11 protein-coding genes are annotated in these 16,678 nt (G+C 66.8%); 9 read left to right on the top strand and 2 right to left on the bottom strand.

Going from position 1 to position 16,678, the window contains the following annotated elements:
* Positions 1-22: 22 nt before the first annotated feature.
* Positions 23-1,957, bottom strand: coding sequence for a glycosyltransferase family 39 protein (locus K1X74_12585; protein ID MBX7167158.1), 1,935 nt, complete (start codon positions 1,955-1,957; stop codon positions 23-25).
* A gap of 163 nt (positions 1,958-2,120) precedes the next feature.
* Here K1X74_12585 and K1X74_12580 point away from each other — a divergent pair, with 163 nt between their 5' ends.
* The 4 genes from K1X74_12580 to K1X74_12565 are packed head-to-tail and all read left to right on the top strand — an operon-like array spanning position 2,121 to position 7,883.
* A complete protein-coding gene (locus K1X74_12580; protein ID MBX7167157.1) occupies positions 2,121-3,980 on the top strand; it encodes a tetratricopeptide repeat protein in 1,860 nt (619 codons plus the stop codon).
* Positions 3,973-5,514 (top strand): hypothetical protein, encoded by a 1,542-nt coding sequence (locus tag K1X74_12575; protein ID MBX7167156.1) that lies wholly within the window; start codon positions 3,973-3,975, stop codon positions 5,512-5,514. The genes K1X74_12580 and K1X74_12575 overlap by 8 nt, the downstream gene beginning before the upstream one ends.
* Positions 5,515-5,522: 8 nt before the next feature.
* Positions 5,523-7,187 carry an AMP-binding protein gene (locus K1X74_12570; protein ID MBX7167155.1) on the top strand — a complete coding sequence of 555 codons (1,665 nt, stop codon included), beginning with the start codon at positions 5,523-5,525 and terminating at the stop codon, positions 7,185-7,187.
* A gap of 27 nt (positions 7,188-7,214) precedes the next feature.
* Complete coding sequence (locus tag K1X74_12565; protein MBX7167154.1) at positions 7,215-7,883, top strand: CoA pyrophosphatase; 669 nt, start codon at positions 7,215-7,217, stop codon at positions 7,881-7,883.
* Here K1X74_12565 and K1X74_12560 read toward each other — a convergent pair.
* Positions 7,843-9,495 (bottom strand): hypothetical protein, encoded by a 1,653-nt coding sequence (locus K1X74_12560; GenBank protein ID MBX7167153.1) that lies wholly within the window; start codon positions 9,493-9,495, stop codon positions 7,843-7,845. The genes K1X74_12565 and K1X74_12560 overlap by 41 nt on opposite strands.
* A 146-nt stretch (positions 9,496-9,641) precedes the next feature.
* Between K1X74_12560 and K1X74_12555 the strand changes: the two genes are divergently transcribed.
* The 5 genes from K1X74_12555 (at position 9,642) to K1X74_12535 (ending at position 16,554) form a co-directional block, all read left to right on the top strand.
* Positions 9,642-10,652, top strand: a complete 1,011-nt coding sequence (locus K1X74_12555; protein ID MBX7167152.1) for a nucleoside hydrolase — start codon at positions 9,642-9,644, stop codon at positions 10,650-10,652.
* A 67-nt stretch (positions 10,653-10,719) separates the two neighbouring features.
* Positions 10,720-11,409, top strand: coding sequence for an HAD family phosphatase (locus K1X74_12550; protein ID MBX7167151.1), 690 nt, complete (start codon positions 10,720-10,722; stop codon positions 11,407-11,409).
* A gap of 142 nt (positions 11,410-11,551) precedes the next feature.
* A complete protein-coding gene (locus K1X74_12545) occupies positions 11,552-12,298 on the top strand; it encodes an NTP transferase domain-containing protein (GenBank protein MBX7167150.1) in 747 nt (248 codons plus the stop codon).
* A 60-nt stretch (positions 12,299-12,358) separates the two neighbouring features.
* Positions 12,359-14,128 (top strand): hypothetical protein, encoded by a 1,770-nt coding sequence (locus K1X74_12540; protein MBX7167149.1) that lies wholly within the window; start codon positions 12,359-12,361, stop codon positions 14,126-14,128.
* Positions 14,129-14,133: 5 nt separating this feature from the next.
* Positions 14,134-16,554, top strand: coding sequence for a lipopolysaccharide biosynthesis protein (locus K1X74_12535; GenBank protein MBX7167148.1), 2,421 nt, complete (start codon positions 14,134-14,136; stop codon positions 16,552-16,554).
* Positions 16,555-16,678 lie beyond the last annotated feature (124 nt).

Raw genomic sequence — 16,678 nt, 5'->3', positions numbered from 1 at the left:
GGCCACAGGCGACGGCCCTCAGTCAACTCGGCGCGGCGCCGGACCGTGAAATCACCGGCTTGCCGTCGTGGAGCCGTTGATGCTTGCGCAAGGCCGGCGAGTCGGGCGGCAGGCGTTGATCGGCGGTGGTCTTCGGCTGGATGACGAGCGTCCGGGCGCCGGGGTAGCGATAGACCCAGTAGTGTTCGGGACCCACGTCGCCAAAACAATAGGGCAGAGGACCCCAGGCGCTGCTGTAAAAGCCTGAGACGCGTCCGTGCATCGTCGAGGCCCAAGGGCAATAGTCGTCGTCTTGCGTATCGACGAGTTCCAGCAAGCGGATGAATGCCGGATCGGCATACGGGTTGGTGTTGTTCGAAGGAATGATGACTCGATCGCCGGTGCGCAGCGGAGTATAGCGCAAGTCGAACGGATTGGCCGGAAAGTCCCACATGTAGTACTGGAAACCCCAGTGGCCCTGGTACCAGAGGATCGGCGGGTTGGCATACTTCGTGCCGAGCCGGGTGACCATGTTCCTGGCCGAGCGGGCGTGCAGATCATCGGCCACTGCCACGCCCAGCGCGACCAACGCGGCGGGCACCAACGGCACATAGAGTTGCCAGGCGGGCAACGTAGATCGGGCCTGGCCCGCGCCGCGCTGGCGCTGCGGCGCGGCACGGCGTTCGATCTGGCGCGCGATCAGGATGCCCATGACCGGCGCCGCGGGCAGCACGCTGCGGGCGTTGGTGGTCCAATTCACAAAGCCGGCAAAGGCGTAGGTGCCTAACAACCACAGCGCCAACAGCGCGGCCGCGGCGCTGCGGTCCTGCCAGAATTCGTGCACCGCCAGCGCGACGATCAACACGCCGGCGGCCAGGAACACGACAAAATGCAAGACCAGAGTATTGGGTTTGAGGTCGATGACCTGCGGCGCATCGAGTGCCCCGGCCGCCGACGGGAGGAGCATTTCCTGCAGGCCCGATCCCGCTGACAGCAACGCCGTGAGCAGTACGATTGCCGCGGCGATGCCGGCGACGACCCAGCGCGACCAGAGCAGGTGCAAGTAGCCGAGCACGCCGACGAGGCAGCCTCCCAGCATGCATAGCCCAAGTAAAGTCTGCCGTAGCGGCTCGCGGTCCTGCGCGCTCTTGCTCGAGGCGTAGAACATTGCCCGCGAGAGCAGCGCCGAGCCGTACCACCAGTGCGTGATCACGTCGAAGGCCACGAGTGGCGCGACGGCCAGGGCCAGCGCCAGCCCGACATGGAGCCAGGGCAGCGGCGCGGGCGGCTCCGGGCGACGTCCGCCGGCTGCGCGGGGCACGAGCCGCGCGCGGGCCAGGCTGTAGGCCAGCAGCAAGGGGACCAGGCAAACGGCGTAATACTTGGTCAATGCTGCCGCGGCGATCAACAACGCCGCAACGTAGAACAACGCAGGTCTCCGCTCGTCGCAGGCAACCAACCAGGCTAGCGCGGCCCACGTCCAGAGCGCCAGCATCAGCACATCGCACATCAGCGTCGTGCTCGAAACCCAAAAGGCCGGCGTGATGATCCCGATCAGGGTTGCCAGCAGAGGCCGCGCACACATCCGCGCGGCCAGCCCATAGGCGCCGATCGCCGCCAACACGGCCGGCACGAGCATCGCTCCGTGCAGGACCGCTTCGCGAAATCCGAACAACGCCCCCGCCGCGGCCAGCCAATAACAGGCCAGCGGCGGGTTCTGCGTCACCTGGTACATCAGCTCTTCGTGGCCGTACCAGTTGATCAGGTAGTTGTAGAAGTCCAGCGGATCGGACTGCAGGTGCTGGGCACACCAGACGAACAGCGGGTCGTCCATGTGCACGGGCTTCGTGAGAAACGGCAACAGCATCGCGAGCGACGCGCCGACCACGATGCCCACATCGCGCCACGACCAACTCGCCGTCGGGGCAGCGGGCGGATCAACAGCCGCAGGGGCAGGAGCGGTTCGCGATCGGGCCATGGGGGACTTGCCGGGAGTGCATTCAGGACGGCGGCAGTGATAATCCACCGCGCGACGATCGGCAAGTCGCCGAGGGGGCGCCAACCACCAGGCCGTCGCCTGGCAAGTTCCCCCGCGCGCGGTTCTTGCGTATCCTGAACGACTCCTTTACCGAGGAGGACCCGTGGCAGAATCGTCGGCTCTGAATTCTTCGCACCGCGTTGCGATCGCAGGCGGCTGCGCCGTCTTGCTTGGCGTGCTCGTCGTCGCGGTGTACTACCGCCCCTTGAGCTACGGATTCCTCAAGTGGGACGACGAGATCAATGTTTCCAAGAATGTGCGGTTGCGGCCGCTCGGTGCCGATTCGTTGCTGTATTTCTGGCGCAAACCGTATGCCGGCCTGCGCATTCCGGTCACCTACAACGTTCTCGCCGTGGTTGCCCATTTTGCCGGCGAGCCGATCACGAAGGCCAACCCGACGGGCTTGAACCCCGCCTGGTTTCATGCGACCAACCTGGCGCTCCACGGCATCTGTACGTGGCTGGTGTTCTTGCTCGCGTGGCGCGTCTCGGGCAGCGCCTGGGGGGCGGCCGCTGGGGCGGCGCTGTTTGCCATTCACCCGGTGCAGGTCGAGCCGGTCGCCTGGGTCACCGGCATCAAGGACGTGTTTTCCGGCGCGTTGGCGCTTGCGGCGCTGTTGCTTTACCTGGCGAGCATCGACTTCGACGAAGAGCCGCAGATGCAGGCCACACGTCGCCAGCTCGTCCAGCGCACGATCGCGACGCTGCTCTACATCCTGGCACTGGCCGCGAAACCTAGCGTGGTCACCCTGCCGGCGATCGCTTGGGTGATCCAGATGGCCGGCATGCGCCGCCCCTGGCATCAAGGGCTGGGCGTCTTGGCCATCTGGCTGATACTCGCGGGCCTGGCCACACAGGTGAACAAGGACCAACAGCAGGACGACATCGTGCTCGACGTCGCGCCCGGGTGGTCTCGTCCGTTGATTGCCGCCGACGCCTTGGCGTTCTACGCCTACAAACTGGCGCTGCCGCTCGGACTGGGCGCCGATTACGGCCGCTCGCCCCGCCTGGTGTTGAGTCAAGGCTGGCTCTGGTGGACGTGGCTCGTCCCGGTCGGAGCGGTCGTTCTGGCGGGGCTGTCGCGCCAGCGGCGCGCTTGGTGGCTGGCGTTGCTGCTCGTGGCCTTGGCCGTATCGCCGGTGCTCGGACTGGTGCCGTTCGGCTTTCAGCTCTATTCGACGGTTGCCGATCGCTACCTGTATCTGGGCATGTTGGGGCCGGCGCTCGCGCTGGCGATATTGTTGAGCTCCGCGCGCCGGCAGCTGCTTGCAGGCGCCTTGGCGGTGTTCGTTTTGGCGCTGTTGGCCGTGCAGAGCTTTCGGCAAACCGGCTACTGGCGCGACGACGTCGCGTTGTTTCGCCACGTCCTCGAAGCGGTCAATCCGCGGAGCTTCGTGGCTCGCAATAACGTGGGGTTCTGCCTGCAGGAGCGCGGTGAAACCGTCGAGGCCGAGCGGTTGTTTCGCGAAGCAATTGCCTTGCGGCCGCAATATGGCGATGCCCTGCTGAACCTGGGCAATATCTACTACGACCGTCAAGATTTCGTGCCGGCGATCGAGGCCTATCGCCGGTTGATTGAAGTTGATCCCCGTCATGGTCAGGGGTGGTTCAACTTGGGGAATTCGTATTCCAAGAGCGGCGATTTCGCCGCGGCCCGCGATGCCTATCGCCAAGCGCTCGCCGTCAGCCTCAGGTTTCGCAACGACCCGCGCACGCATTTCAACCTGGCTTTTGCAATGGCCGAATTGGGCGAACCGGCGGCAGCCGTCGCCGAGTACCAGTTGGCCGCAAAGCTGTTGCCCCGGTTCTTCGAGGCGCACTATCGCGCCGGGGTGCTGTACGAAGGCCTGGGGCGCAAGGCCGAGGCGCTCGCCGAGTATCGTCAGGCCTTGACGATCAATCCGAATTCGCAGGCCGTGCAAGCCAGGCTGAGCGCACTGGCGGGAGCATCGTCCGGTGAATGAAACCAACCGCTGGCCGGCAGCCGCCTGGCTCGAGGCCTGCGCCGTCGTGTTGGTTTTCGTGGCCACGACGGGCCTGGTTCCGCCGGAAGAGAACGAGCCCAACTATCTGGCCAAGGCGCGGCACTTCTGGGATCCGCAATGGGCCGCCGGAGACGTGTATCTCGACTCGGCCGACGCGCATTGGCTGTTCTGCATGGCGACCGGCTGGCTAACGCAGCTTGTCGACCTGGCCACCGTGGCGCAGATCCTGCGCCTGGTGATCTGGTCTGCCATGGCGCTGGGGTGGATCGCCCTGGGGCGCGCTATGGGCCTGCGACGCGGGGGGACCCTGCTTGCGGCCGCACTGTTTGTCGCCACAAATCAAGCGGCCAACGTCTCGGGAGAATGGGTCATCGGCGGCTGCGAAGCCAAGGGCTTTGCCTATGCGGCGTTGCTGGCGGCCATAGCCGCTTGGATCGGCGGGCGCCTTGCGGTCGTTGTACTGGCGCTGGGTTTTGCCATGGCCTGGCATCCGCTGGTCGGCGGCTGGGCGGCGCTGTTGTTGCTCTGCGCCCAGGTGCTGTGCCCGCTGCCGCAGCGGCAGGAACCTGTTTCGCTGACGCTCGCGTGCCTAGTTGTCGCCGCGCTGCTCGCAGCGTTGGGCGTGTGGCCGGCGGCCGCGATGAATCGTGGCGCGTCGAGTGACGTCGTCCGCGAGGCCCACCGCATCTACGTGTTCGCCCGGCTGCCGCATCATCTGTTGCCCGAGGCGTTCGGCCCGGGGAATTGGGCTCGTTTCGCGGCGCTGGTCGGTGTGTGGGTCGCGCAGGCCGCGCTGCTCCGCCGCGATCCGGCCTGGCGGCTATTGCAGGGAATCGCGGCCGCCGCGCTGTTCGCGGCGCTGGTCGGTACGCTGATCAGCTTCGGCACGCAGGCGCATCCCGACTGGAAGGCTGCCCTGTTGCGCTACTATTGGTTTCGTGCGGCCGATTTCTTTGTGCCGCTCGGAGTTGGCGTCGGCGGCGCGGCGCTGGCCTTGGGCTGCGGCGTGCGACGCGGCGTGCCCTTGGTCTTGCTCGCGGCGCTGCTGGCGGTGGGCGTACATTTCGGCGTCTCGATCCACGGCCAGCTCACGCGTAAGGCTCCTCCCGGCGAAGAGGCGCGGTATCCTGAGCCCTGGCGCGCGGCGTGTATTTGGGCGCGCGAACACACCCCGGCGACGGCGCGTTTCCTGACGCCGCGCTCGAGCCAGACGTTCAAGTGGTATGCGTCGCGCGCCGAGGTGGCCAACTGGAAAGAAACTCCTCAGGATGCGCGATCGATCGTCGACTGGTGGCAGCGGCTGCAAGCCTTGTACGGCGCGCCGCCGGGAATGATCACCAAGACGCCCGGCTGGCGAGCCTCGCTGACCGAGCGTACGCCGGACGAGCTGCGGAAGCTGGCTGTACACTACCGCGCGACGCATTTGTTGACGAGCGCCGAGCCGCGACTTAATTTGCCCTGCGCCTATCGCAACGAGCGCTATGCCGTGTACCTGTTCGAGCCGCGCGAGTAACCCTGCCGATGAGCCTGCTGACTCGTGACGACTACGAACGCCTGTGGCGCGCGACCGACCCCTGGGCCGGGATTCCGCCGCGCTACAACCTGGGTCACGCCCTGACGGCGGGCAACGTGGCCGCCGGGCGCGGCGAACGCGTGTGCCTGTACTGGGAAAACTCCGCGGGCGACGCGCGGCAACTGACCTATGCCCAGCTCGACGAGGCGAGCAATCGCTGGGCCTTGGCCCTGGCGGCGCTCGGCGTGCGGCGCGGCGAGCGCGTGCTGCTGCGGCTGCCAAACCTGCCCGAGTTCTATATCGCGGCGCTGGGTGCGGCGAAGCTGGGCGCCGTGTTCATTCCTTCGAGCACCTTGTTTCGCGCGGCCGAGATTGCCTATCGTCTTCGCGATGCTGAAGTGGTCGCGGTCGTGACCACGACCGGCCTGGCGGGCGAGGTTGAAATGGCCATGCGCGATCTGCCGCGGCGGCCGCACCTGATCGCGGTTCCGTACGCCGGGGAACCCTTGAAGGCCGGGCAACTGGACTTCAATCAATTGCTGCACGACGGCGCGCCCGATTTCGCCGCGGCCGACACGGCTCACGACGACGTGGCCTTCGTCGCCTACACGTCGGGTACGACGGGCGACCCCAAGGGCGTGGTGCACGAGCATCGCTACCCGATTTCCTACGAAACGCTCGTTCGCTATTGGCATGCCTTCCGCGACGACGACGTGGTGACCTGCCCTGCCGAAATGGGATGGCTGCTGCCGGTCGCGTCGACGTTCCTCTACGCCATGCGGAGCGGAGTGTCGGTCGTGCTCTATCACGCGCTCGACGGGCGATTTTCGCCGGCGGCCTGGTTTCGCTTGTTCGCCAAGTATCGGGTGACCAATTTTGTCGGCACGCCCACGATGTATCGCATGCTGGTGAACGATCCGGGCCTGGCCGGGGCCGATCTGAGCAGCCTGCGCCACGGGACCAGCGCCGGCGAGCCGCTGCCGCCCGACACGTTTCACGCCGTGCGCGAGCACTTGGGCTTCAGCCCCCTCGACGGCATCGGGATGAGCGAGTGCATGGTCTATTGCCACGCCATGCAGGGCTTCGAGATCGTGCCGGGCAGTTGCGGCCGGCCTTCGCCTGGCGTCGAAATCCGCGTGCTCGACGAGGATCTAAACGAAGTGCCCGACGGCACCGAGGGCGTGCTCTGCGTACGCCGCGGCACGCATCCGGGCATGATGCGCGAGTATTTGAACAAACCGGCTCAGACGGCCGAGGTGTTTCGCGGCGACTGGTACTACTCGGGCGACGTGCTGGTGCGCGATGCCGAGGGCCGGTTCTGGTTCCGCGGGCGGGCCGACGACTTGATCAAGGCCAGCGGCTATCGCATCTCTCCCTTCGAGGTCGAGAGCTGCCTGGCCGAGCATCCGGCCGTGCTCGAGGCAGCCGCCGTGGCGTGTCCCGACGAGCTGCGCGGCGACGTGGTCAAAGCTTTCGTCGTGTTGCGACCTGGGACGGCGCCATCGGACACGCTGGCCGAACAGTTGCAAGATTGGGTGAAGGCGCGGGCCGCACCCTATAAGTATCCCCGACGCGTCGAATTCGTCGCCGAATTACCCAAGACGCAAAGCGGCAAGGTCAAGCGCCGATTGCTACGCGACCTGGAGATCGAGCGTCGCCGCGCGGGCACCTGACATCGAACCCATGCCGTAGCACTTGCCATGTCGCTGATGAACGAACCGGACCTGACCGAATATCTCGTCCGGCGGCTCGCCGAGCCGCTGCCGGGCCGGGCCGCGCAATCGTTGTTCGAGCCCGAGTTGAGCTTTGGACGACATTATTCGCCACCGCCGCCCGATGCCCGCAGCGCGGCCGTGCTCGCTCTGTTGTACTGGCACCAAGGTCAATGGCACCTGCCCTTGATGCTGCGTCCCGGGACGATGATCGACCACGCCAATCAGGTGAGTTTCCCTGGAGGCATGATCGAGGAGGGCGAAGACAGCTACGAGGCGGCCGTCCGCGAGCTGCGCGAAGAGCTGGGCGTGCGCGAGCAGGGTATCGTGCGGTTGGGGGCACTGACTCCCTTGCACCTCTTCGTCAGCAATTTCCAGGTGCTACCGTACGTGGCGATGTTCGAGCGCCGCCCTGACTTCACCCCCAACGCCGACGAAGTGGCCGAGGTGCTCGAGGTGCCGTTGGCCCACCTGCTCGATCCGGCCAACTCGGGGGCCCATCGCCGCAAGCATCGCGGGTTGGAATTCCGTGCGCCGCACTACCAATGGCAGTCGCACCAGATCTGGGGCGCGACCAGCATGATGCTGGCCGAACTGATGGCCCTGATCGGCGAGTTCAATTCCGCGACACCCGATCTGCACTCGGCGCGTCGCTAGTCAACACGTGCAGGCGATAGCGGCCCCGGAAGTCGGGCAGGGGAATCTCCCAGGTCGTCTTCGGCAGTCGCGCGGCCAGATCATCGCCGAGCCGCGAGGTGGCCTGGACGGCGCCGCGCAGCCGGTCCGTGAGCGGCGCCAACAGACTGCTGCCGCGCTGCGACATCCCCGCGACGCCTGCCTGTAGTTGTTCCCAGCCGAGCCGCGCGGCGGCAGCAGGGCCGAAATCGAGCCGCGCGCTTTGCTGGAGCGCGCGCGGTGTCGGTTCGGCCAGCGCCGCGCGGACGAGTTGTTCGGCCAACTCTTCACTCGTGCTGACGATGAACCGGGGACCGACCGTGGCGATCGTCGGTGTCAGGTTCGGGCTGATCCCATCGGCAATCGCCGCCTGGGGGTAGATGCCGGCCGTGATCATGGCGCTACCGATCCGCCGGTTGCGCATCACGTATCGCGGCCGTCCGGCATTCGTGGCCACTTCGTTCGCCTGGCGGACCGCCGTTACAAAGGCCAGCACAAAGGCCGGCTTGATGCGCTCTGGATCGCGCGGCACGACCACCGCCGCCAGACCCGGCAGCGGAAAACTTGGCCGTCGCACCGCGTCGGGAAACTCTTGACGGGCCAGCACCACCTGCACGCTCGGTTCGATCTGGTCCAGTGTCTGCACACTGAACGACAATGCTTCCAACAACACCCGCAGCTCGGGGCTGTTTTCACCCAGACGGGCCAATCGCTCGGGGTCGAGCAGCGTTTGGGCCGTCAATGCGGCCAATTCGCGATCGACAAAGGTGCTGAGCGACAAAATGGTGCTCTCGGGCAGCAGCGGCGCGAACGTCGGACCTCGATTGGGGAGCGCTGCGACGAATTCCCAGAACAACCGGGCTTCTTTCGCCGCGGCGGGCGTGACGATGGTCGCCTCGCGCGGTTGCACCTGGGGCCGCGACGATACGGCCAGGTAGGTGTTCTCTTCGAGCGTGGCGCCAAAATTGGCCAAGGCCACCTCGGCAAACGCCCGTTGGTCTGGCGCCAAGTCGAGGCCGCGGCAAACCAACCGCGTGGCGCGCGACCAGCTCCGAGCGGCACGATGGCTCGTGCGATCGAGCCGCAAGAACATGCGTCGCGTCTGCTCGGCGGGCAACTGAGTCCAGGCGGCAGCGAATTGCCGGTCCGCAGCAAGCGGGGCGCGGTTGGGATCGCTACGGCGGTCAAGGATTTCGTCGAGCAGCCCGCGGCTGGAGCTGATCACCAGCCAGTCGCCTTGGCGCGACCAATACAGGGGCGTGAAACCGCGCACTTCGCGATCTGCCGACTGTGCTGCAGACAGCTCCTGCTCGTCGCCAGGCTGGCAATTCAATCGGGCGGCCAGGGCCCCGTGTTCGTCGTCCCAGGCGACAGCATCCAAACGTCGCGGCACGGATGCAAACCGTTCGAACCAGCCGGGCAATCCGTCATCGGTGCGCAGCTCGAACGGCTCGCGCCCCGTCTCGACGTACCAGGAAACAGTCGGCGGGAGCCACTGGGCAAACGACGGCGATTCGCCGCGTGCCGGCGCCGCAGCCAGCCAGCCGAGCAGCAGCCACGCGATCGCGGGAAAGAACGCCTTGTCGGCACGCATAGAATGTCAACGTCCGGCGCGATCGAGACAGATGGAACCCCCTGACTATTGTGCGTCGTCTCATCGCCGACGGCAAATGGCACATTGCGTGCTGCAGCACAACGGGCGACAATCGCACCGCACACTGTGCGAAAGGGATACAGTTTATGTCGCCAACTCGCTTCGCCCATCGGCGTTGCCTTCAGTCGTTTGCTGCTGCGGTCTGGCTGTGCTTTTTCATGCCAGCGGTCGCCGCTGCCCGAGGGCCGATCGATATCTGGCTCGACGTCGATCCCTCGATCGGTCTCCCGCGTGGAGAAGTCGACGATGGCTTAGCCCTGATTCAGGCGTTTCATTCGCCCGAGCTGCGGATTCACGGTGTAAGCGTCGTCTTCGGCAATACGAGCCTGGAAAAGGGCTATCCGATTGCCCAGAAACTCGTTGCCGATTATGGCCCACAAGGACTGCAGGTATTCCCGGGTGCGGCGAAGGCCGAGCAATTGGGCGAGGAAACGCCGGCCGTCACGGCGCTGGCGAAAGCCCTGACCGAGCGGCCACTGACCATTCTGGCCGTGGGGCCGGTGACGAACGTAGCCTCGCTGGTACAGCTCTACCCACAGCTCCGCGAGCGGATCACGGCGATCGTCGTCGTCGCGGGGCGCCGCGAAGGCCAACGCTTCGAAGTCAATCACGTCCGGCTCCGCGACGCCAATTTCGAGCATGACGTCGAAGGTATGCAGGCGCTGCTCGACACACAGGTGCCGCTGGTCTATGCCCCCTGGGAGGTGTCGTCGCAGGTCTGGTTGACGCGGGACGACTTTGCCGCGCTCGGCAAGCAAAGCGCCGCGGGCCGCTACCTGGCCGAGGCCACGCAGACCTGGCTCGATCTTTGGGAACAGGTCTTCAAAGCCCAGGGTTGTAACCCGTTCGACACGCTGGCCGTGGGCTGGTTGACGCATCCCGAGTTGATCGACGCCGAACAGCTCAGCACGCGGATTGTTGAAGGACCGGACGATCGCGCCGCCGCCAACACCCCGCCGGACAAGGTGCCGAATAAATCGTTCCTGATCGTCGAGCCTCCACGGGGCGACGCGCGGCGGGTGACCTATTGCTTCCGGCCGCATCCAGAGTTCAAGGGATTGTTGTTGGAGCGGCTGGCCGGTCCGCCGCAGAAGTAATTCCTCGTTACGTCCGCAGGGAGGGAAGTACCTGGTGAGCGTTGCAGATTCTGCCCGGGAGAACCCGATGCGACGACCGCGCGCCGTCGTGTTCGACCTCGATGGCCTGTTGTTCAATACCGAACTGTTGTACCCGATTGTCGGTGAGGAGTTGCTGCGGCGGCGCGGCTGCCAGATCACCAAGCAATTGCTCGACGAGATGATGGGCCGGCCGGCGCGCGTGTCGCTGCAATTGATGATCGACCGGCACCAGTTGGATGCGACGGTCGAGCAGTTGAATGCCGAGAGCGCTGAGATCTTCGTCGAACTGCTCGACACGCGGCTCGCGCCCATGCCGGGCGTCGTGGAGTTGCTCGCGGCGCTCGAAGCGGCGGGCATCCCGAAGGCCGTGGCCACGAGCAGCGGCCGCGCGTTTGTCGTCGACGTGTTGGGGCGGTTTTCCTGGGAGCCACGGTTTGAGTTTCTGTTGACCGCCGAAGACGTCGTGCAGGGCAAGCCCCACCCGGAGATTTACCTCAAGGCTGCCTCCCGGTTGGGGCGTGAACCGGCCGACGTGCTGGTGCTCGAAGACAGCGCCAACGGTTGTCGGGCGGCCGTGGCGGCTGGCACCCTGGCCCTGGCAGTGCCGGGCGAGCACAGCGCCGATCACGACTTTTCGGGGGCGCACCTGCGGCTCGAAACGCTCTGCGATCCGCGGCTGTACGCCGTATTGGGGCTCGAACGGCCGGCGTTTCCGGCACGCAAGGAAGCGTGCTAGCACTCGGCGGCAGCACGCTGGCGCGGCCACCTCGCTGGCGTCGGCTTGACCGTCTTTCGCCCGGGGCATTAGACTCGCGCCGCGCGCAGTCGGTGCATACCCCGGGGGAGGCACCCCGCGCCAACATGGATGGAGAGCAAGGATGCAGCGCACACTGGGCATTATCGAAGCCAATCCCCTGGCGCCGTGGTGGCGCCGTTACGCCGAACGATGCATTGCCGGCAAGACCTTGCTGGAATGGGTCGTACGCCGCGTGACCGATTGCACGCGGTTGTCGCACGTCGTCGTCGTGCTCGGCCGCGGCGAAGACTGGGAACAACTCGCCCGGCTGACGCCGCCCGACGTTGAGGTGTTTCACTCGCACGCCCGCGACGCCCTGGCCCGGGCTTGCGAGGCGCTCGACGCCTATCGCCCGGCCGCAGTCGTGCGGTTGCAGGCCGAGAATCCCTTCGTCGATCCGGCCTTGATCGATCGCTTGGTAAGCACGGGCGAACAACACGCCGAATGCGATTACATCACCTATAGCTCGCGCTCGGGGCGGTCGGCCGTGATGTCGTCGCTGGGGTTGGTGGCCGAGTGGTGCCGGGCCGAGGCGCTGCAAACGGCCAATCGATTGGCAACCTCGCCTGCCGAACGCGCGCAGATGACCCGTTTTCTCTACTCGCATCCCGAGCGTTTCCAGGTCCGGCTGGTTCCGTTGCCGGCCGAGATGGATCGCGAAGACCTGCGGCTGAAGCTCGACCACGTCGAGGATTGGGAACACGCGCTGGAGATTTACGAGGCGCTGGGTCCCGAGCAGCTTGATTGGCAGCGAATTGCCGAGCTGCTGCAGCATCAGCCGGAATTGCGGCAGCGGATGGCTGTTTTGAATCGCGACCACGCCGCGTAACCAGGGCAATCGAACGGCGCCGCGATCCCCTTCCGGAACGCGCGGCGGCGCGAGCGCGTCGTGGCCAGCTCGATCGCGCTCGAAGGAGCATGCGGCGCGATGGACATCTACTCCCATCTCGGGTTGGCGCCGACCGACGCCGTAGGGCCGCGGGCCGCGCTGTTGCTCGAAGGCACTTGGCCGGCGGCGGCGCCCACGCGGACGACCCTCGACGAAGAACTCGACTCGCGCTACCGCTGGCTCGATGCCGCCGCCAGCGACCTGGCGAGCGAAGCGGCCGGTCCCGAGGGCGATCCGGAGACGCTGGCGACGGTCTGCGGCTTGAATGCCCTTGTCCTGCGCTATTGGTTTGTCAAGTTGCTGCGGATCGTCACCTGGCTCGATCGCCATCAGGCCGAGTTGGAAGTGCCGCTGGTCTGCCACGTCGAGCGCGGCCGCGATGAGGACGTGGCCGCCTTGGCCCGCGCCTGGGGCGCGGCGCGCGAGGTCCCCATCGACTTGGTCTGGCACGAAGCGCGTCGCGCGCCATGCGCGAGCGCCCCGCCGAATCGATGGTGGCGACGCGCGGCGGGCGCATGGCTGGCACGCCCCGTGGGCAGTGCGCGCGGGGCCACGCCGCTGGTCGTGTTGTGCGGTAATCCCCGGCTGCTCAATCCGCTATGCGCCGAGTTGCTCGCCCGCAGGTGTCGCGTGGCCTGGCTCTACGATCGCTTCGCGGTCGGCAATTGGTGGCACTGGCAAGGCCGCGGTGTGGAGCAAATCGTCTGCAACGGCAGCCTGGCCGACGCGGGCTCGCTCCCCAAGCGGCGGCGCGACGCGGCGCTGGTGTTCGAGGGTCTCGATCTGGCGCCGCTGCTGGACGAGCGGCTCGAACGCCTGGTCCAGGCATCGGGCGCGCAACAAGCAAGAATTCTCGGCCAGGTTTCCGCGCATCTTCACCGGCTGCGGCCCGACCATCTGGTGCTCGACGAAGATGCCACCCCCCTGGCCCGCGCAGCGGTCGCGGCCGCGCGCAGCGCCGGCGTGACCAGCAGCGTCGTGCAGAATGCCGCGCCGGGAATTCGTTTTGCGTTTGCTCCCCTGGCTGCCGACCGGCTCTTGGCCTGGGGAAACGTGGCACGTCTGCAATTGGTCGATTGGGGAATTCCACCGCAGCGAATCGCCGTGACCGGGTCGCCCTGGCACGACGAGCTGTCGGCGCAGATCGCCGCTCAGCGAAACCGGCAGCCATGCGGCCAGGCGCGGCTGCTGTTGCTGGCCACGCCGCCGCCGAAGTCGGAGCGGCCTGACCTGGTCGCGTATCACAAGACGCCCCAGTCGTACCGCGCGATGATCGAGTGGTGTTACGACGTCGCGCAGACGCTGGGCGCGACGCTCACCGTCAAGCTGCACCCGCGCGCTGCCACCGGCGAGCCGTTTCGCGCGCTGGCCGCGTCGAAGCCGGGGCTGGAAGTGACATTCGTTGCGCAGCGCCCGTTGTGGGAATTGTTTGCCGCGAGCGACGCCGTCGTCAGCATGGGAAGCAGCGCAGGGATCGAGGCCACGTTGGCACAAGTGCCCGTCGTGCAGGTCATGCCGTCGGGTTCGGCCGATCTGTTGCCGGCCAAGATGTGGGGCATGCTTGGCACGGCGCGGAGTCGAGATGAATTGCAGGTGTTGCTCTGCCGTGCGCTCGGCACGGGGCGCACCGAACCGCCCAGCCGCGAAGTGTTTGCTCATCTCGCTCGCCCTGCGTCGATGCAGATTGCCGATCTGTTGCTGTCCGAATCGCGCGCGGAGCCGCGCCGCCAGGTCCCGTCGCCGGTCTCAGGCGTAGCCAAACCACGGTGAACTGCGTGCACGCATCGGCCGCAACAGCCAAGCACCCGATCGCCGAGAAAACCGGCTCTCCGTGGCGGCGCATCTGGCGCGACACGGCATGGGTCAGCGGCTCGACCCTCGTCGGGCAGGCCTTCGGCGCCGTCACGAGCCTGCTCCTGCGGGTGCTGCTCGATCCCGCGCAGATCGGGCTATGGCAAGGCGTACGTTTGGTGGTCAACTACGGCAACCTGAGCAACCTGGGAGTCAGCCGCGGCGCGAGCCGCGAGATGACCATTGCGTTAGGGCGCGGCGACGCGCCGGCGGCCGCACGCTCGGCCAACCTGGCGTTTACCGTCAACACGATCAGCAGCGCGGTTTGTGGCGCCGCTTTGCTGTGCTGCGGGAGCGCGCTCGCCTTCACGAGTACGAGCGCCTCGGGCCGGGCATGGGGCGCGGCCCTGGTCGTGGCGGGTCTGCTGTGCGTCGTGCAGCGGTTCCTCACCTATCAGGTCACGGTGTTGCGTGCGCATCAACGCTTCGCGACGACGGCCACGGTCACGGTCCTCGAAGCGGCTTTGACGCTGTTGATCTGCGGTGTGGCCGCGGCGCTCGGGGGGCTGACGGGCCTGTACCTGGGCAGCCTGGTCGTGGGCCTGATCTGCGCGGCGTATGTGACGCTCGGAACGGGTTCGCGGCCCATGCTGGCCTGGGATCGAGTTGAGATGCGACGGCTGTTGGCCGTGGGTTTTCCGATCCTACTCGCGGCCCTGGCCAATCAGTTGTTTCGCTCGCTCGACCGACTGACCATTTTGATGTTCATGCCCGATCGCGAGTTGCAGTTGGGGCTCTATAGCGCGGCCCTGTTGGCCACCGGGCAGATGTTCGGCGTCGCCAATGCGCTGGCCACCGTGATGGGACCACGCTATGGCGAGATCCTGGGGCGCACCGGCCACACGCGCAGCGTGGCGGCTCTGGCCGCGTTGGCCAGCGGTCAGCAGACCGCTCTCCTGGCAGTCATCGGCGCGATGGCGATCGTGCTCGGCGCGCCGTTGCTCGGCCTGGTCTTGCCGGAGTATCGGACCGGCCTGCTCGGCTTGCCTTGGCTCGTCGGCGGGACGATCGCGCTCGGGATCGCGCTGCCGGCGAGCCAGTATCTGATCACGATCGATCGCCAACGCGCGCTGTTGAGAATCGTGCTGGCATCGGTCGTCGTCGGAGCGGGACTCAACCTGGTCGCGATCTTCTCCGGCCACGGCATCGCGGCCCTGGCCCTGGCCGTGGGCCTCGGGCAGACGCTCTACGCCGTGCTTGTCGTACGCTATTCGTTTTGGGTCGAGCTGGCGGCCGTCGAGCGGCGGCACTATCTCGAGCGCGTCATCCTGCCGGCCGTGGTGTTGTTCGCTGCCGCCTGGGCACTGCAAGTCGAGCTCACGGCGCCAATCGCCTGGTTGAGCGTCGCCTGGCGATCGGTGGTGATGATAGCCGTTGCCGCGGGCGTGTTGGGGCTGGCCTGGCGCCCGCGTCGCGCGGCAGACGAGGAATTTCCGCAGTCGAATGAAGAATGGCGCGCGCGGTGTCATAAGCCGGGCGCCGACCACCTCGGCAACTCGTACGCGCGCTGGGTCGCGCGGCCCGTTGCCTTGCAGGTGACGCGCCTCGTGGCGCCTTGGGGACTTACGGCCCATCAGGCCACGGGCCTGGCGTTGGTCGTAGCCATCGCGGCGGCCGGTTGCCTTGCAGTCGGTACGCCCTCGGCGTTGCTCGCGGGTGCGGTGCTCTTGCAGCTTTGGTATGTGCTCGATCACGTGGACGGTCAATTGGCACGGTTTCGTCGGACGGCCTCGCTCGACGGTGTGCAACTCGACTATCTCATGCATCACGTCGTGCATCTGCTCGTACCGCTAGGACTGGGCTGGGGTGTGTTTCGCACGACGCTGAACCCCGTGTGGATGGCGGCCGGTCTGCTCTGGGGTTTGGGATTGCTGTGCCTGGGCCTCTGGCACGATGCGCGCTACAAGGCGTTCGTCCAGCGGCTCAAATGGGTCGAGGGCGAACTGATCGTTCGCGGGGCCGGCGGCTGCGCGCCGCAACCGCCGGCCGCGTGGCCGCGCGAACCGCATCGATGGCCGGGTCACCTCGTGCGCAAGCTCTGCGAAATGCACGTGCTCATGCTGGTCCTGGGCCTGGTGGCGTTGCTCACCTGGGCGACGGGTGACCGGGCTTTGCTGGGTTCGCGGGTCTTGCTGGGCTGCCTCGCTCCGGTTGCCGCGTTGCTGGCCGTCGCGGTCGTTGTTCGCGACCTGGTCTCCGGCCACGCCGAACGCGAGTTCGCCGACTGGTATGGCCCCCCCGCGGGGAGCACCTTGCGTCAGGATGGCAGTCGCTGGCGCGTCGATGCGCCCACCGCGACCCCTCCGCCAAAACGCGCCAGCACGCGCGGTGCGAGCCGGGTGTGATAGCACGCGGCCGTTCGTCTTGACCCCGTCGCAGCGGCTCACCTACCTTGCGGCCCGTTTGCCATTGCGCACGCGGTGCTAGCACCCCGAGCGTCCATTCCAGTCATGTGCCGGCAACGGATGG

It is taken from the genome of Pirellulales bacterium (assembly GCA_019694435.1).
In the GTDB taxonomy this organism is placed as follows: Bacteria; Planctomycetota; Planctomycetia; order Pirellulales; family JAEUIK01; genus JAIBBZ01.
This window is presented reverse-complemented; position numbering and strand designations above follow the sequence as displayed.

Excerpts from the sequence above, each read along its gene's own strand:
- K1X74_12570 (MBX7167155.1), top strand. The coding sequence starts at position 5,523 with ATGAGCCTGCTGACTCGTGACGACTACGAACGCCTGTGGCGCGCGACC.
- K1X74_12550 (MBX7167151.1), top strand. The coding sequence starts at position 10,720 with ATGCGACGACCGCGCGCCGTCGTGTTCGACCTCGATGGCCTGTTGTTC.
- K1X74_12585 (MBX7167158.1), bottom strand. The coding sequence starts at position 1,957 with ATGGCCCGATCGCGAACCGCTCCTGCCCCTGCGGCTGTTGATCCGCCC.
- K1X74_12555 (MBX7167152.1), top strand. The coding sequence starts at position 9,642 with ATGTCGCCAACTCGCTTCGCCCATCGGCGTTGCCTTCAGTCGTTTGCT.
- K1X74_12560 (MBX7167153.1), bottom strand. The coding sequence starts at position 9,495 with ATGCGTGCCGACAAGGCGTTCTTTCCCGCGATCGCGTGGCTGCTGCTC.
- K1X74_12565 (MBX7167154.1), top strand. The coding sequence starts at position 7,215 with ATGTCGCTGATGAACGAACCGGACCTGACCGAATATCTCGTCCGGCGG.
- K1X74_12545 (MBX7167150.1), top strand. The coding sequence starts at position 11,552 with ATGCAGCGCACACTGGGCATTATCGAAGCCAATCCCCTGGCGCCGTGG.